Origin of the sequence: Alkalihalobacillus sp. FSL W8-0930 (genome assembly GCA_037965595.1) — a bacterium.
Classification (GTDB): domain Bacteria; phylum Bacillota; class Bacilli; order Bacillales; family Bacillaceae_D; genus Alkalicoccobacillus.
Genome location: CP150183.1, coordinates 2,858,726 through 2,875,562, shown reverse-complemented (window position 1 = coordinate 2,875,562; position 16,837 = coordinate 2,858,726). Strand labels below are relative to the sequence as shown.

Genomic DNA, 16,837 nt, shown 5'->3' with positions numbered 1-16,837 from the left:
AGAAGGAGTGGGTTTTTTTGAAACGTTTTTCAACGATTCACCCTAGTGTTAATGGATTACTGTATGGGGGGGATTATAATCCCGATCAGTGGCAGGCATATCCGGAGGTTCTTCAAAAAGATGTTGAATTAATGAAACTAGCTAATGTCAATGCAGTTTCTGTAAATATTTTTGGCTGGGCAGCGCTAGAAGCAGAAGAAGGATCATACACGTTTGGTTGGTTAGATGATGTGATGGATAATATGGCTTCTATTGGAGGGCATGTTCTGTTATCTACGCCGAGTGGTGCACGACCTGCCTGGCTCTCTAAGAAGTATCCAGAAGTATTAAGAGTCAATGAAAAAAGACAGAAGCAGCTCCATGGGCAAAGGCATAACCATTGCTTTACATCACCCATTTATCGAGAAAAAACAGCCGCGATAAATGAGAAGCTTGCTGAACGGTATAAGGACCATCCAGCCTTAATCATGTGGCATGTATCAAATGAATACAGCGGAGAATGCCATTGTGATTTGTGCCAAGAGGCATTCAGAGATTGGCTTAAAAACAAATATGATCATCAGCTAGAGAACTTAAATCATGCATGGTGGGCAACGTTTTGGAGTCATACCTTTACAGATTGGGATCAAATTGAATCTCCATCTTCAATCGGTGAAAATCAGATACACGGGCTTACCCTTGATTGGAAGCGATTTGTCACGCATCAAACGGTTGATTTTTACCGAAACGAAATTAAGCCTCTAAAAGAAATCACACCAACGATTGCGGTTTCAACAAACTTTATGGGTGAGAATCCTCATATGGGACCGTTTGAAGGACTTGATTATAGTCGCTTTGCTGATTACGTAGATGTAATTACGTGGGACGCTTATCCAGCTTGGCATAACGAGTGGGAAAAGACGTGGCAGCTTGCAGCAAATACAGCCTTTGTCCATGATCTGTATCGTTCATTAAAAGGCGGAAAGCCGTTTCTATTATTAGAAAGTACACCAAGCCTTGTTAACTGGCAGATTACAAATAAATTAAAGCGTCCTGGTATGAATCTTCTTTCTTCCTTACAAGCGGTCGCTCATGGCTCAGACTCGGTCATGTATTTCCAATGGAGAAAATCACGAGGCTCCTCGGAGAAGCTGCATGGTGCAGTTGTTGATCACTATGGGAATGAGAATACAAGAGTGTTTAAGGAAGCGGCCGAGCTCGGTAGCAGATTGACTTCTCTTAAAGAAGTGGCTGGAGCCTCAGTTGATGCAAAGGTAGCCATTATTTATGATTGGGAGAACCGCTGGGCATTGTATGAAGCTCAAGGGTTTGCAAAAAAGCATCTTGATTACGTAAAAACATGCGAAGAGCATTATCAAGCTTTTTGGAAAAAAGGAATTCCGGTTGATGTGATTCCAGCACATTACGATTTAAGCTCTTATGACATTGTCGTGGCTCCAATGCTTTATATGTTAAAAAGAGAAACGGCTCAAGCGATTGATTCCTTTGTTGAGTCGGGAGGTACGTATGTAAGTACGTATATGTCGGGGATCGTGGATGCCAACGATTTATGCTACATCGAGAGTGATCCGAATCCATTGTTTTCAGTGCTCGGTCTAAGGGTGAACGAGATTGATAGCTTGTACAAGGCAGATCAACAATCCGTTACCTGGGACGGTCAGTCTTATCAAGTAAGTGATTTCTGTGAAATTGTTGAGCCAACGTCGGCTACGGTTCTAGCTGAGTACGAGCAGGATTTTTATAGTGGAACACCCGCCTTAACGGTGAACACCTATAAAAAAGGTCAGGCATACCACATATCAGCAAGAACAGAAACCGGGTTTCTAGATGCATTTTATGAGAAGCTAGCAAAGGACCATCAGCTTGCAAATCCAATTGGTGTCGAGTTACCTGAAGGGGTGAGCTTGCAATCACGGACAGACGGCGAAACCTCCTACTTGTTTATCATGAATTTTACCGAGGAAACTCAAATCGTGACAATTCCAGAATCGTTTGAGTTACTTGAAATCGAAGGTAATGGAACCGTTTCAAATGAGTTAACACTTTCTTCATATGATGTACGTACATTAAAGCTCGTTAAAGGATCAGTGGAAGTGAATTAACATGTTCATATGTCGAGCGTTCTAGTAGAGCGCTCGACTTTGTGTATTCGAGTAAAAGATGTAAGTAAATAAACGTTGACGGATAAATGGTCACTGTCTATAATTCAATTTAAAGAAACATAATGGTTAATGATTAACTTTCAAGTTAACTATATAACTTTATGAAAGCGCTAACTAAATTGAAGCTGGAGGGGTTTTATATGGCAGATCAAAACCGAGCAAAGGTGACCATCGATCGTGAATTTAAAATTGGGGAAATTGATAATCGTCTTTATGGATCATTTATTGAGCATTTAGGGAGAGCGGTATATGGAGGAATCTATGAGTTAAATCATCCAACGTCTACAGAGCAAGGATTTAGAAAAGATGTACTCGATCTTGTTCGTGAGCTACAGGTTCCGATTGTCAGATACCCTGGCGGAAACATGGTGTCAGCTTATAACTGGGAAGACGGAGTAGGTCCAGTTTCAGAGCGTCCCAAAAAGCTTGAGCTTGCATGGCGAGTAATTGAACCAAACTATGTGGGAACAAATGAATTCGCGGACTGGGCGAAGCTTGCGAATACAGAGGTGATGATGGCTGTCAATTTAGGAACAAGAGGAATTGATGCGGCTAGAAATCTACTAGAATACTGTAATCACCCAGGGGGTAGTTACTGGAGTGATCTTCGAATTAGTCACGGTTATAAGAATCCACATGCGTTTAAAACGTGGTGCTTGGGTAACGAGATGGATGGTCCTTGGCAAGTAGGCCATAAAACAGCTGATGAATATGGCCGTCTGGCTCTTGAGACAGCGAAGGCAATGAAGCTAGTAGACCCAACGATTGAACTTGTTGCTTGCGGAAGCTCAAACGCAAATATGCCAACATTCCCAGAGTGGGAGGCAACGACACTCGATCATACATATGAAGAAGTCGATTATTTGTCTCTTCATCAGTACTACGGCAATCGTTCTGGAGATTCAGCTAACTATTTGGCCAAGACGTTAGAAATGGATCAGTTTATCAAAACAGTGATTTCAACGTGTGATTATATTAAAGCTAAGAAACGTAGTAAAAAGACGATGTACTTAAGCTTTGATGAATGGAATGTGTGGTTCCACTCAAATCAAGCAGATCAGGAGATTGAACCATGGGGCATTGCACCTCCGCAGCTAGAGGATGTATACACATTTGAAGATGCCTTACTTGTAGGATCGATCTTAATGACACTTGTTCGTCATGCAGATCGTGTGAAAATGGCTTGTATGGCTCAGCTTGTTAATGTGATCGCTCCCATCATGACAGAAACAGGTGGACGTGCTTGGAAACAAACCATCTTCTATCCGTATATGCATGTTTCCGTATTTGGTCGTGGAACCTCCCTGCAGCCTGTTGTTTCCACGCCGAAGTATGATTCAAAAGACTTTACGGATATCCCGTACTTAGATTCGGCAGTGGTTTGGAATGAAGAACATGAAGAATTAACCGTCTTTTTGTTAAATCGACATTTGAATGAACCATTAGATGTATCGATTGACGTTAGAAGCTTTTCATCCTATCAAATACATGAACACATTGTTCTTGAAAACAATGATTTAAAAGCAGTTAATACCGTCCAACATGAAGCCGTTAGACCTCATTCAAATGGAGGCGCGTCTTTAGACGAGGGAATCATTCAGGCACAGTTGCCAAAGGCATCCTGGCACGTGATTCGATTAGGTGCTAAGAGAAGTTGAGATAGGTGCAAACCTGTCTCTTTTCCATTGCGTCTTGGAATTGTTCCCGCTATACTGTATGAAAACGAAAACAAAGTGTAAGAGACAAGAATGCAGGTGAAGCAGTATGAAAGCACTTAGCTGGTCAAAAGAGTCATTACCTGTTTATGAAGCGTTGGCAAGTGAAATTCGGTTAAGCATTCTGCAACATGTAGGAGAAAAACCGATGAATATTAAAGAGTTAGCCGATGCTCATCAAGTCAGCAGTGCAATCATGACAAAGCATGTGAAGAAGCTAGAGGCAGCACATCTTTTGCAGACGGATATGATATCTGGGAAGGCTGGCAAACAAAAGATGTGCCGCTTGAAGGTAGAGAAACTGGAAATTATTTTTCCGAATATGCTTAATAAACAACGTCCCTATGTTGAAAGTACCGTTTCAGTTGGCCATTATTCAGACTTTCATGTAGAGCCTACATGCGGACTTGCTACGGAGCAAGCGATTATCGGAGAATTTGATGACCCGCGTTTCTTTATGGATACCGAAAGAGTGAATGCCAAAATCCTTTGGTTTTATCGGGGGTTTGTTGAATACAAGCTGGCTAACTTTCTTGATCAATCCAAAAAAGTGGAAGAACTTGAGATTTCGCTTGAACTTTCATCAGAAGCACCTTCAACAAATGAAAATTGGCCATCGGACATTACCTTCTCTTTAAATGGGCTGGAAATTGGTACATGGAGGAGTCCGGGAGATTTTGGAGAGCGTATTGGAAAATTTACACCTGAGTGGTGGCCAAGAACGGTAAACCAGTATGGGTTGTTAAAAGTGATACGGATCAAACAAAATGGAACATATATTGATGGACGAAAGATATCAGATGTAACCATATCAGATGTGGACATCCACCGACCATTTTGGCTGTTTCGTATAGGTAATCAAGATTGTACAACTTGTGTTGGCGGTGTGACGCTGTTTGGTTCTTCTTTTGGTAACTACAACCAGGATATCGATTTCAGGCTTTATTATCGCGAGTAGAAAAAGGAGGGGTGTTATTCATGAGCTTTTATCATAACCGGTTACTTGAACAGGATTATTATCCTGTTGTTCGTTTTTATTACTACAAGGAGTGGGAAGGTTTTAATATGCCTAATCATTCGCATGAAGCCATTGAGATTATGTACTGTTTATCAGGCTCATGTTTGATTGAAGTAGACGGAACCACGCATAAATTGAAGAAAGGTCAGTTTATTTTTATCGATGGAGACGTACCTCATAGACTTTATGTAGAACCTGGAAAGAGCTGTAGAATGAGTAATATAGAGTTTCATTTTGAGGAATTGCAAACCGTATTTCCATCATTTAGACAGCTGGTTTCTGAACACGATGCATTACGAGTGTTAACAGATACACCGAAGTCGTATTTACTCTTTCACGATTCTTCGGATGTGTTCCAGTGCCTCAACGCTCTTATCTTAGAGCTTGACCGTAAAGAAAATGATTCTGTCTTCACGGAGCAACTCTTACTCGGGCAACTTTTTATACGTATGGCTGAACTAGCCGCCAAACAACAAAATGATACATCCGAACAACATGTCTATATCCAAAAGTCGATTGAATACATGCACCAGAACTACGACCGTGATATTAGAGTGAAGGACGTTGCAGATGCTGTTCATCTTCACCCAGGTTATTTACATCGAATCTTCAAAAAAGCAATGGGAACATCTGTAAACGGTTACTTAATTAATCACCGTATCACAAAAGCAAAAGAATTATTGAAACGTACAAACATTACGATTACAGAAATTCCACATTACATTGGTATGAACTCCCAACAATACTTTAGTACGATTTTTAGACAACAGACAGGCTCTACACCAAAACAGTATCGAAGAGAATCGAGATATACAGACTCCAGAGCGGTAAGAAGTGAGCATTTCAAACAACAAGCAAAATAAAGGTCAGAAAAATGAAAGCGTTATCTGAATACTGTTGAGACAATGTAAGTAAAAAGGTGAGGTGCTTACAATGTTTAAGGTAACGTTTATTGGTGCAGGGAGTATTGGTTTTACAAGAGCGCTTGTGCGAGATCTACTTTCTGTTCCCGAATTTAACGAAATTGAACTCGCTTTTACAGACATCAATCAACAAAATCTTGATATGGTAACAGAGCTCTGCCAACGTGATATTGCGGAAAATAAGTTAAAAATCACGATTGAATCAACAACAAATCGTAGAGAAGCGCTAAAGGGTGCAAAGTATGTATTTAATGTGATTCGAGTTGGTGGCTTAGAAGCCTTCGAAACTGACATATCAATTCCATTGCAGTATGGCGTGGATCAATGTGTCGGTGATACGCTATGTGCGGGCGGCATTATGTACGGACAGAGAGGTATTCCTGTTATGCTCTCAATTTGTGAGGATATCAAGGAAGTGGCACATGGTGACTGTCTCCTTTTAAACTATGCGAATCCTATGGCCATGCTAACTTGGGTGTGTAACGAAGTAGGCGGTGTCAAGACGATTGGTTTATGTCATGGGGTGCAAGGGGGCCACAAACAAATTGCAGATGTGTTTGGTTTAGAAAAACAGGAAGTAGACATCGTTTGTGCTGGAATTAATCATCAAACATGGTACATTCAAATTAAGCATAAAGGAGAAGATCTAACCGGAAAGCTACTGGAAGCCTTTGAATCTCACGAGGATTTCAGTCAAACAGAGAAAGTTAGAATTGATATGCTGAAACGATTTGGTTACTATAGCACAGAATCAAACGGCCATCTCAGTGAATATGTTCCCTGGTATCGTAAACGTGAAGATCAGATTAAAGACTGGATTGACCTAGGAAGCTGGATTAATGGCGAGACGGGTGGATATCTACGAGTATGTACAGAGGGAAGAAACTGGTTCATGGAGGATTTTCCTAACTGGTTGCAAGAACCAGCTCTCTCGTTTACTGAAGAAGAACGTGGAGAAGAGCATGGATCTTATATACTTGAAGCACTTGAAACGGGAAGACTCTACCGCGGTCACTTTAACACGATCAATCATGGGACGATTGAGAATCTCCCAGCTGATGCTGTGATTGAAGCCCCCGGTTATGTTGACCGAAATGGAATAAATATGACACAGGTTGGAGAGCTTCCACTAGGCTGTGCAGCAGTGTGTCAGGTAAGCATTTCTGTTCAACGGTTAGCCGTTCAAGCTGCGATTAGTGGAGACGATCAGTTACTTCGTCAAGCTTTTATGATGGATCCCTTAATCGGTGCAGTCTGTACACCTCCAGAAATATGGCAGATGGTCGACGATATGTTGATTGCACAAGAGAGATGGTTACCTCAATATGCGACGAGTGTAGAAGAAGCGACACGAAGAAGAGAAGTGGAGCCCCGTCTTGCTACAAAAACGAGTAACGGAGCTGCTCGTTTACATGTAAAGTCACTCGAAGAAATGAAACAAAATGCAGATGAAGCAAGGAAGAATGCGAAAGAAGCAGATAAAGCAAAAGACCGTCCAGCTTCCACATCATAAGGAGGAGGTATCGTGTCGCTATTTGATGACATAAAAGGTGTATTAATTGATTTAGATGGAACTGTATTCCAAGGCAAAGAACTGATTCAAGGCTGTACTGAGGCTATTTCCGCGATACAAGATAGCGGAAGAAAAGTCGTATACCTAAGTAATCGTGGAAACCATTCAAGAGATACGGGTCTGATGAAGCTGAGAGAGCATGGGATTAAAGTAGAGAAAAATGACATTGTCTTTTCCTCCACAGTAACGGCTCGTTTTATCAAAAAGCACTACCCTCTCGCTAGTGTGTGGACGCTTGGAAACCAGGGGTTAAAGGACGAAATGAAAGAGCATGATGTCATCGTAGCTAGTCAACCAGAGGAAGCAGACTTTGTTGTCATCACATTGCATGATGAAATAACGTACGAAGAACTAAATGATGCATTTCGTGCAACATCTGCGGGTGCAAGAATTATTGCCACGAACAGTGACAAGACCTATCCTGATGAAAATGGTCCAGCTATTGACGTAGCCGGGTTTATTGGAGCGATTGAATCGGCGACAGGTCAGAAAACGGAGCTCGTTATTGGTAAGCCGTCTTGCTTTATGGTAGAAGCGGCTCTAGAACAAATTGAACTTACTGCGGAACAGTGCATGGTCATTGGTGATAGTTTGAATACGGATATTGCCATGGGGAATATGCAAGGAATGAGAACGGTCCTTGTCATGACGGGCAATACAACAGATGCCATGCTTGAGCGGGCTTCAAAGCGATCAAAGCCACATTACACGTTTCAAAGTCTAGCTGAACTAAGGAGAGAGCTATGAAACTATTAGAACGAGTAGAGGAGATCATGAAGGAACAAGAGTATGAGCAGGAAACAAATCCCGTTATTGTTGCGAATGGTGCACTGAACACTCTTGTTGACTATGTGGAAGATCAACCAATTATGACGATCCTGTTAGTAGTTGATGAGCAAACATTTACAGCTGCTGGCAAAGAACTGGAGCAGAAGCTAAGGGACAAAGGTCTAAAGCCACTTGTTCATTGTCTCCTTCCTAACGCTCATGGCGATGTGATTGCGGATGAACAAACGATTGTTGATGTACTCATTCAAGTAACCCCTCATGTTGATTGCTTAGTTGCGGTTGGATCCGGTACGATTCATGATGTGGTGCGATTTGTGAGTGCGAAGATTGAAAAACCATTCATTTCTTGCCCTACGGCACCTTCAGTAGATGGGTTTAACTCAAAAGGGGCACCAATCATTGTAAAAGGTGTAAAAACTACGTATCAGACGACAGCACCAGTTGCTTTATTCGCGGATCTTTCCATCCTGGCGCAGGCTCCAATTGAATTAATTGCTGCGGGTTTTGGAGACATGATTGGTAAGTATACCTCACTAACTGATTGGCAGGCAGGAAGAATGATTGCTGATGAACCGTTTAATCAGGAAGTCTACCAGCTTACAAAGGTTGCACTCGATGCATGTGTAAAGCATGCTGAAGCGATTGGTAATCGAGAATTTGAAGGCATCGAAGCATTAATGAATGCATTGCTTGTCTCTGGTACAGCCATGTCGATCTTCGGGGCTTCCCATCCTGCGTCCGGGGCCGAACATCATCTGTCACATTATTGGGAGATGACCTACTTAGAAGAAAACAAAAAACAGTTGCTTCATGGAGCAAAGGTGGCGCGTGCTTCGCTCATTATTACGCAGTTTTATAAAGAAATTGTTAGAATAAGCTTGCTTGAAGAGCCCACACAAGAGAAGAATGAGCTTGTTGAACTGATTAATCAGTTGCCGGAGCCAGCGGAAATGAGTAAACTCCTGAAAGTAGCAGGATGGCACCCAGAACAGGCCCCGATCGATGAAGAGTTAATTCAGCTAAGCTTACTGAAAGCCTATCATCTTCGTGATCGCTGGACTCTCTTGCGCTATTATCATGAAACATTGCATTGGGTACCTGATTTGTAAAATAAAAGAGCTTGGGACATAACTAAAAATCGATACAAAAAAGGCGAATGATTCGATTGCAGAATCATTCGCCTTTCGTGGTTTTATCTGAACGAGCGGAGGGAGAACCCGAGACTTCTACGGAACAGAACGCGGTGAAAACACTGTAGCGGCGTTTTTCACGCTAAAGGGGCTGAAGCCGTTCTTGTGGGTGCGAGGGATTCTCCTGTAGCGGATGTGTCGCTATATTCGTGTTTTAATCGTCAATTTAAAGTTATGTCCCGCTCTCGTTTTTTTATGTGTATTTCGAATCAAAATGAAGCTGTTAACCTAGCGAGAGTCTCAGTTATCGATTATACTGTAAAGGCTGAAAAGAAGGAGGTTTATCGTATGGAACAACCCGTTAAAGTGAGTACTCTGCTCGTTCACGAAAAAGAGACAGTGAACCAGCTTTTAGTTGATAGCTATAGTCAATACGAAGAAGTTTTCAGAAGTCCTGAGGCTTGGGAAAATTATATAAATCAAATAAAAACATCGTTAGATAATCCAAATGTGGAACAGGTTCTGGTTGCAAAACACGGTTCAACGATTGTTGGGAGCATCCAGATATTTGAATCCGGTGACAAGGCCTACAATCGAGATGAACTAAGCATTGATCATCCCGTTATTCGCTTACTGGCCGTTCATCCAGAAGCCAGAGGGTTAGGAGTGGCTCAAGTATTGCTTAGAGAAAGCTTAGAAAGAGCAGCTGCTAAAGGGGCAAGCCGCCTATACCTGCATACTGGTGAAATAATGGAGAAAGCTTGGGCATTATATGAATGGTTGGGCTTTGAACGTGACGCAACAAACGAATTCCGAAATGGCGATTCGGTTGTACGTTGTTACTATTATGATTTACAGAATGATTGGAGTCACATTGCAGCAAATAATGTTGCATTAGTTGATCAAGGTAAGGAAAAAGAACCAATCATCTAAGATGAAATGATTGAAGTGAGAGAAATGGAGCGTTATGCTTAAGGTGAGATCATTACTTAGATAAGTATGGATAGAGAGGAATTGATTAAAGTGGGTAAAGTAGCCATTATTTATGGTGGAAATAGTCGCCAATCTAGACTAAAAGCACTTCAAGAGAAGTCAGAAGCATATTTTAATGAGCAAGGACATGAAACAAGCTCCATTTATGTGCATGAGTTGCCGGCGGAGGATTTGATTACTGCAAACTTCGCAAGTGTTGCGATTAAAGAAGCGAATCAAAAGGTAGAAGAAGCATCTTTAGTTGTTGTGATTACACCAGTTTATAAAGCTGCGTATTCAGGTATTCTAAAAACATTTCTTGATTTACTACCTCAAAAAGGCCTTGAAGGTAAAACTCTTTTACCACTTGTGCTAGGCGGTTCATTTGGACATTTGCTAGCGATAGATTACGCTCTTAAGCCAGTTTTGTCATCCCTTGGCGCAACAAACATCTTAAGCGGCGCGTATGTCTTAGATTCGCACATTGAGCGAGCAGAAGAAAACCAGTTCATCATCTCTACTGAAATTACAGAACGCATTGACCGAGTTCTTAGTCTTGCAAATGAAGAAGTAAATAAAGCGTAGTGTATGTTATTTTAAGTTCGTGCTATTAGGCTAGAGTGAATGAGTAACGATATGAAGAGGCGAATAACCCTGCTATTAAGGGTTTTCGCCTCTTATTTTTGATAGTTAGAGCTGATTGTTAAGCGCTAATTAGAACGTTTGCATATAATTTTAAAACTTTTTTCATTAAATTGTGATCCAAAATGACATGGTTCTCGTTACCCTAGTAGATTCACAAAATTGAAAGGGGAGAACACACATGTATAAAAAGGTTACAGCTGTTGCGTTAACTGCAGCACTAATGGTTCCAACGATGGCACAGGCCGCTGATGGAGGAGAGAATCAATTTAGTGGGGCTTCAGATCTCAGAGCAGACTTAGATCATTTACTTTCTGAGCATTTTATTCTAGCAGCATCATCTATGCAGAAGACCTATGATGAATCATCAGATTGGGAACAGGTTGAATGGGCTTTAGATGAAAACGTGAAAGACATGGGTACTGCCCTAGAACCCTTATACGGAGAAGAAGGAGCGGCAGAATTTGTTCGAATCTTTGAATCACATAATGGGTATACGGATGATTATGTAAAAGCAGTGAAAGATGGAGACGACTCCGCTAAAGAAGAAGCAGAGCAGAATATTGCAGGTTTTGCTGATGAATTTTCAAGTTTCTTAGATGAAGCCACAGAAGGGAATCTTCCTAAGGAAGCAGCAGAAGAAGCACTCATCGCACATGAAGATGATGTACAAGCTACGTTTGATCATTACGTAGCAGGAGATTACATGGAGTCATACACGAGCTACCGCGAGGGGTATGACCGGATGTTTGATATTAGTAAGGTTTTATCTGGAGCCATTACAGCACAGTTCCCAGATATGTTTGATGGTTCAGTGGAGTCAGCTGACGCCGAATTACGTTCAACATTAAATCAACTAGCTGGTGAACACTTTGCATTAGCTTCTCTAGAACTTGAAAAAGGTTATACACAAGCAGAAGACTTTGATTTTGTTACATGGGCTGAAGATGAACATACAGCTGACTTCAAAGCAGCCATTGAAGGAATTTACGGTGCTGAAGGCGCGGAACAATTTGAGACCGTTTGGCAACAAGATCATATTAATGCACAAAGTGACCTAGCTATCGCTACACTTGAAGGAGATCAAGAAGCAAGAGACAAAGCAATTGAACATCTTAAGACGTTCTCTCAAGACTTTGGCTCATTCTTAGCCACTGCAACGGAAGGAAATCTCCCTGAAGAAGCAGCACAAGATGCAGTATGGACTCACGAAGAACAGGTTGTTAAGACATTTGATCATTTTGTAGAAGAAGACTATGAAGCGAGTGTCAAAACGTATCGTGAAGGATATGCATTTATGTTTGGAATTGGTGAAACGTTAGGTGGGGCGATTAAAGCGCAAATGCCAGACCAATTTGGTAGTGAAGTGATGCCTGAAGAAATGCCTCAAACAGGATTTGGTGGTGCAAGTGATCAATCCTCTATGATGATCTGGTTAAGCGGGATCGTTGCTTTAGCACTTGGAGGATTATACATGTTCCGTCGTAAAGCAAATCATAACGCGTAAAGTAAAAAAACATTTGGATAAATGGAGTGAATGGAGATGAAATGGCTTTCTACGTTTTTAACAATGAGTTGTCTACTTTCCGCAGTTGTAGCTTTTCATACGGCTTCTGCTTCTCCAATGGATCAACATCACGTTGCATCTACAGACTCTGATGAAGTAAGAGAAGACATGCAGGAAAAGCCTAATGAAGAGCAGGTACTAGCGATTCCAGGAAGTCATTCAGAATTTACGTATGTAGACTCCGACATGTTAGAAGAAGTAGAAGCCATTCAATCTCAGATAAAAGAGACTCAGCTTGCAAAAGATAAAGGAGTCACACCAGTAGAGATAAGAATTCCAACGCTCGATGTAGAGGCAGAAATTGAGGATGTTGGTATTCTTGAAAATGGTCAAATGGGCGTTCCGGAAGATGTAGATGGAGTCGGTTGGTTTGAACCCGGAACAAATCCAGGTGCGGTTGGAAACTCAGTCATGGCCGGTCATGTTGATAGCAGGGTGGGACCAGCTATATTCTTTGACTTGGAAAATCTTGTCCCAGGTGATGAGGTCATTATTGTAAGTGATACGGGAGAAGAGCTTACTTTCATGGTGAAAGATAAAGAAAGCTATGATCGAAAAGAAGCTCCCATTCAAGAAATATTTGGAGAGACCAATTCCAGAAGCCTTAATTTAATCACATGTTCTGGTCTCTTTAATAGAGAAGCAGGTACGCATGATGAGAGGTTAGTCGTTTACACGGAATTGGTGGAGAGTGATCCGATCATCGATGTTGATGCACCAAAAGCACCTGAGAACCTTAAGATTCAAGGCGCTTTTCTAACTTGGCATGCTGTTAGGGATGAGAACGTAGCTGGTTATCGTATCTATCAAGAAGTAAGTCCTGATGAGTATGAACATGTGGAAAGTGTATCTGCACATGAAAGGAAAAGCTTTACCATTCCTCAAGATAAACAAAATCACTCATATTACCTGACTACTGTTGATCTCTATGGACAGGAGTCTGAACCATCTGAAATGATTAACTCAACTGATTAATTAATTGACCAAGCTATTTTATATGGCTTGGTCTTATTTTTATCGAATAGAGGTATACTAATGAGGGCAAATAGTGGTCAACCCCTGCAATTTTTCATATAATAATAAGAATACCTCTACTTAGAGAGGGAAAAATAATCATACAATTTCATGGAGGCTTATCATGATACGGTTTGCAACCGAGAATGAGAATGAAGAAGATATACGACAAATTAACGAGTTAACGTACTCAATTCTAGAAGCGATGGACCTTGAGTTTATTCAACAAACACCTAAAGAAACGTTTCTAACATTTCTTGCAACGTTGTTTGAAAAAGAGGGAAATCGATTTAGCTACCACAATTTTTTATTAAGTGAATTAGAAGGTAGAATTGCTGCCATCGCCATTGTGTATCATTATGAAGATGCAGTGTACTATGATCATCAGTTAAGCAGTGAAATTGCTGCATTTTTTAAGATTCAGGCACCCGCAATCCAGCTAGAGGCTAAGCCGGATGAGTATTATCTTGATTCCATTGCTGTAGCGGAAGACTTTCGCAACCAGAAGATTGGAACGATGCTTTTAGAGGCTGTTGAAGAAGAAGCCTATAACAAGGGATATCAAAAGCTTTCATTGAACGTAGAACACTCGAATAACCGAGCGAAACGGTTGTATGAACGCTTTGAATTCACCGAGCTAGAACAGTTTGATTTATATGGTCACCCATATTATCATATGGTAAAACATCTAGTTGGCTAATGAACACGTTGATCTAGATGGAAAGTGTGGTCTGAAGAAGTAGTATGACAACAAATAATCAAAATAAGCAGGCATGGAACGATGAGTCCTATCAAGCATGGGTCAAGCGGTTTGGCGTTCCAACTGAAGCTGCGCAGAAAATAAAAGCGAATCCAGAAAAGCTTTTACTAACACTATTGCCTCATTTTGGCGAGATAGCTGGCAAACGAATCATGAATTTAATGGGGTCCAATGGCACAAAGGCTGTACCGTTAGCACTGCTTGGGGCAGATGTAACAGTTGCTGACTTTTCTCCAGGTAATAAGCGTTATGCCACGGAGCTGGCGGAAGCATCTGGTGTTACCATATCCTATGTATTAGGTGATGTGCTTGACTTACAATTAGAGGATCAACACCCATATGAGCTTGTATTTGCAGAGATGGGTATCCTTCACTATTTTAAGGATTTAAAGCCTTTTTTCAATATGATTCATTCGTTACTTGATGAGAGCGGGCAATGTGTAATTCGAGACTTTCACCCTGTGTCGACAAAGCTTATTACGTCAAAGGGAACAACGGCCAAGATCCGTAAGCATAAGGTAACAGGCGATTATTTTGATGAAACTCTTTATGAGCAGAATGTATCGTTCTCAAAGTTTGATACAGAAACAACATCTACGGTATTACTCAGAAAATGGACACTCGGAGAAATTGTCACCGCCGCTGCCCAGTCTGGGTTTATGATAAGCGAATTAATAGAAGAACCTAACCTTTCAAGTGATGTTTTTGACAAAGGTATTCCAAAAACATTCGTATTAAAAGCAATAAAAGCTTAAATGAATAAAGAGGGCTGAGACAAAACTATAAACAACTAGAAAATGGCGAATGATTCTACGATCGAATCATTCGCCATTCGTGTTTTTCGTATTTTAGTAAGACGAGCGGAAGGAGAACCCGAGACTCCTACGGAACAGAACGCGGTGAAGACACTGTAGCGGCGCTTTTCCCGCGGAGGGGGCTGAGGCCGTTCCCGTGGAAAGCGAGGGATTCTCCTGTAGCGGATTTATTGCTGTGTTCGTGTTTTGCTATCCACATTATTCAGCAAAGTTCATGCTGATTATATTCGACCTCTAAGAAAACCTCTTATTTAACGTGGCGTATACCTGCTCTACCTCTGTCAGTGTAAGCTCATAAAGCTGTTGGCCATCTTTTTTATAAATGTGATGCTTAAGAAGTTTGCTAATTAATTGTTGTTTACGAGTATCAACAGCGTCTTCCAATCTACCCATTTATGCGCCTCCTTTTATTTACATTTATCCTGGTTCATTATAATATGTTCACTATAAACAATCTATTCCTATCATTCAAGTAAGGATTAAAAGGGTGGACATTTTTCTGTGTATTCTGTAATCTGTTAAGAATACGTGGAGGAGTTAGAGAGAGAAGGAGAGAGATAGCATATGAGCCAAGGTTTGATTGAAAAGCTACAAGCAGAAAAACAACAGGTGATTGATTGGAGAAGGTATTTGCATCAATATCCAGAGTTATCCTTTCAAGAGTCTAAAACATCAGCTTATATTGCCGAAACACTAAAAGGATTTGGACTCGAAGTGAAAACCAATGTTGGAGGAAATGGTTTATTAGCATATGTTCGAGGCGATAAAGAGGGCCCGACGATTGCGCTTAGAGCAGACTTTGATGCCCTGCCAATTAACGAATTAAATGATGTTCCTTATAAATCAACGGTAGAAAATGTTATGCACGCATGCGGTCACGATGGTCATACAGCCGCACTATTAGGTGTCGCTAAAGTACTATCAACGGTTCAGGATCAACTAAAGGGGACTGTGGTACTCCTATTCCAGCATGCGGAAGAATTATTGCCGGGCGGAGCACAGTCTATGATCAAGGCAGGGGCACTCGATGGGGTTGATAAAGTATTTGGGGCACACGTCTCATCTGACATTCCTTTAGGAAAGGTGGCTATTCGAGAAGGAGCAATTATGGCTGCTGCAGACTCGTTTACCATTCGTATTCAAGGAAAAGGAGGTCACGGTGCTAAGCCACATACAACGGTTGACTCGGTGGCTGTTGGAAGTCAGTTAGTTACGCATCTTCAACAGATCGTAAGTAGACGCGTTAATCCAATTGACCCAGCTGTTGTGACGGTAGGTGTATTTCAAGCAGGTACAGCCTTTAATGTCATTGCGGATTCAGCTGAAATTAAAGGAACAGTGAGAACCTATAACCCAGACACCAGAACATTTATTGAAGAAGAGATGAACCACATCATAAGCGGCGTATGCCAAGCGTCTCACGCAGATTATACGATTGATTATCAAAAGGGCTACCCTGCTGTGGTAAACCACGCTGAGGAAACAGCGATGGTTCGTTCGATCGCAAGTACACATTTAGGCGAAGATGTACCGATTGTTGTTGCTCCTTCATTAGGTGGGGAGGACTTTGCCTACTATCTACAGCAAAAACCAGGTGTGTTCTTCCATGTTGGAGGAAGGACGGAAGATGTGTCTACTCAATTTCCACATCATCATCCGCGCTTTGACTTTGACGAAGAATCATTACATATGATCGGCAAAATGTTTTTGGCTATCGTCACCGAATATATCGGATTTGAAGAATAAGGAAAAGAACG

At 41.4% G+C, this 16,837-nt stretch carries 15 protein-coding genes; 14 read left to right on the top strand and 1 reads right to left on the bottom strand.

Going from position 1 to position 16,837, the window contains the following annotated elements; translation table 11 throughout:
• Positions 1 to 17: 17 nt before the first annotated feature.
• The 13 genes from NSQ54_15165 to NSQ54_15105 all read left to right on the top strand — a co-directional run bounded on the left by NSQ54_15165 (position 18) and on the right by NSQ54_15105 (position 15,020).
• Positions 18 to 2,102 (top strand): beta-galactosidase, encoded by a 2,085-nt coding sequence (locus NSQ54_15165; GenBank protein WYP25648.1) that lies wholly within the window; start codon positions 18 to 20, stop codon positions 2,100 to 2,102.
• A 200-nt stretch (positions 2,103 to 2,302) separates the two neighbouring features.
• Positions 2,303 to 3,820, top strand: a complete 1,518-nt coding sequence (locus NSQ54_15160) for an alpha-N-arabinofuranosidase (protein WYP25647.1) — start codon at positions 2,303 to 2,305, stop codon at positions 3,818 to 3,820.
• A 106-nt stretch (positions 3,821 to 3,926) separates the two neighbouring features.
• Positions 3,927 to 4,835 (top strand): helix-turn-helix domain-containing protein, encoded by a 909-nt coding sequence (locus NSQ54_15155; protein ID WYP25646.1) that lies wholly within the window; start codon positions 3,927 to 3,929, stop codon positions 4,833 to 4,835.
• A 20-nt stretch (positions 4,836 to 4,855) separates the two neighbouring features.
• A complete protein-coding gene (locus tag NSQ54_15150; GenBank protein WYP25645.1) occupies positions 4,856 to 5,758 on the top strand; it encodes an AraC family transcriptional regulator in 903 nt (300 codons plus the stop codon).
• Positions 5,759 to 5,828: 70 nt separating this feature from the next.
• Positions 5,829 to 7,331, top strand: coding sequence for an alpha-glucosidase/alpha-galactosidase (locus NSQ54_15145; protein ID WYP25644.1), 1,503 nt, complete (start codon positions 5,829 to 5,831; stop codon positions 7,329 to 7,331).
• A gap of 12 nt (positions 7,332 to 7,343) precedes the next feature.
• Positions 7,344 to 8,138 (top strand): HAD-IIA family hydrolase, encoded by a 795-nt coding sequence (locus NSQ54_15140; GenBank protein ID WYP25643.1) that lies wholly within the window; start codon positions 7,344 to 7,346, stop codon positions 8,136 to 8,138.
• Positions 8,135 to 9,289 (top strand): sn-glycerol-1-phosphate dehydrogenase, encoded by a 1,155-nt coding sequence (locus tag NSQ54_15135; GenBank protein WYP25642.1) that lies wholly within the window; start codon positions 8,135 to 8,137, stop codon positions 9,287 to 9,289. Before NSQ54_15140 ends, NSQ54_15135 begins: the two co-directional genes overlap by 4 nt.
• A 369-nt stretch (positions 9,290 to 9,658) precedes the next feature.
• Positions 9,659 to 10,243 (top strand): GNAT family N-acetyltransferase, encoded by a 585-nt coding sequence (locus NSQ54_15130; GenBank protein WYP25641.1) that lies wholly within the window; start codon positions 9,659 to 9,661, stop codon positions 10,241 to 10,243.
• A 90-nt stretch (positions 10,244 to 10,333) separates the two neighbouring features.
• Positions 10,334 to 10,867, top strand: coding sequence for an NADPH-dependent FMN reductase (ssuE, locus tag NSQ54_15125; GenBank protein WYP28573.1), 534 nt, complete (start codon positions 10,334 to 10,336; stop codon positions 10,865 to 10,867).
• A gap of 238 nt (positions 10,868 to 11,105) precedes the next feature.
• Positions 11,106 to 12,431 (top strand): copper amine oxidase, encoded by a 1,326-nt coding sequence (locus NSQ54_15120; protein WYP25640.1) that lies wholly within the window; start codon positions 11,106 to 11,108, stop codon positions 12,429 to 12,431.
• Positions 12,432 to 12,467: 36 nt separating this feature from the next.
• Positions 12,468 to 13,466 carry a class F sortase gene (locus tag NSQ54_15115; GenBank protein WYP25639.1) on the top strand — a complete coding sequence of 333 codons (999 nt, stop codon included), beginning with the start codon at positions 12,468 to 12,470 and terminating at the stop codon, positions 13,464 to 13,466.
• A 163-nt stretch (positions 13,467 to 13,629) separates the two neighbouring features.
• On the top strand, positions 13,630 to 14,205 hold the full coding sequence (locus NSQ54_15110; protein ID WYP25638.1) for a GNAT family N-acetyltransferase: 576 nt from the start codon (positions 13,630 to 13,632) through the stop codon (positions 14,203 to 14,205).
• A 44-nt stretch (positions 14,206 to 14,249) separates the two neighbouring features.
• Positions 14,250 to 15,020: a class I SAM-dependent methyltransferase gene (locus tag NSQ54_15105; protein WYP25637.1), complete on the top strand. Its 771-nt coding sequence runs from the start codon at positions 14,250 to 14,252 to the stop codon at positions 15,018 to 15,020.
• 294 nt (positions 15,021 to 15,314) lie between these two features.
• Here NSQ54_15105 and NSQ54_15100 read toward each other — a convergent pair whose 3' ends face one another.
• A complete protein-coding gene (locus NSQ54_15100) occupies positions 15,315 to 15,473 on the bottom strand; it encodes a Fur-regulated basic protein FbpA (protein WYP25636.1) in 159 nt (52 codons plus the stop codon).
• Positions 15,474 to 15,644: 171 nt separating this feature from the next.
• Here NSQ54_15100 and NSQ54_15095 point away from each other — a divergent pair, with 171 nt between their 5' ends.
• Positions 15,645 to 16,826, top strand: a complete 1,182-nt coding sequence (locus NSQ54_15095) for a M20 family metallopeptidase (protein ID WYP25635.1) — start codon at positions 15,645 to 15,647, stop codon at positions 16,824 to 16,826.
• Positions 16,827 to 16,837 lie beyond the last annotated feature (11 nt).

Coding starts and splice junctions, on each gene's coding strand:
- NSQ54_15160 (WYP25647.1), top strand. CDS start 2,303: ATGGCAGATCAAAACCGAGCAAAGGTGACCATCGATCGTGAATTTAAA.
- NSQ54_15155 (WYP25646.1), top strand. CDS start 3,927: ATGAAAGCACTTAGCTGGTCAAAAGAGTCATTACCTGTTTATGAAGCG.
- NSQ54_15150 (WYP25645.1), top strand. CDS start 4,856: ATGAGCTTTTATCATAACCGGTTACTTGAACAGGATTATTATCCTGTT.
- NSQ54_15145 (WYP25644.1), top strand. CDS start 5,829: ATGTTTAAGGTAACGTTTATTGGTGCAGGGAGTATTGGTTTTACAAGA.
- NSQ54_15135 (WYP25642.1), top strand. CDS start 8,135: ATGAAACTATTAGAACGAGTAGAGGAGATCATGAAGGAACAAGAGTAT.
- NSQ54_15130 (WYP25641.1), top strand. CDS start 9,659: ATGGAACAACCCGTTAAAGTGAGTACTCTGCTCGTTCACGAAAAAGAG.
- NSQ54_15120 (WYP25640.1), top strand. CDS start 11,106: ATGTATAAAAAGGTTACAGCTGTTGCGTTAACTGCAGCACTAATGGTT.
- NSQ54_15115 (WYP25639.1), top strand. CDS start 12,468: ATGAAATGGCTTTCTACGTTTTTAACAATGAGTTGTCTACTTTCCGCA.
- NSQ54_15110 (WYP25638.1), top strand. CDS start 13,630: ATGATACGGTTTGCAACCGAGAATGAGAATGAAGAAGATATACGACAA.
- NSQ54_15105 (WYP25637.1), top strand. CDS start 14,250: ATGACAACAAATAATCAAAATAAGCAGGCATGGAACGATGAGTCCTAT.
- NSQ54_15100 (WYP25636.1), bottom strand. CDS start 15,473: ATGGGTAGATTGGAAGACGCTGTTGATACTCGTAAACAACAATTAATT.
- NSQ54_15095 (WYP25635.1), top strand. CDS start 15,645: ATGAGCCAAGGTTTGATTGAAAAGCTACAAGCAGAAAAACAACAGGTG.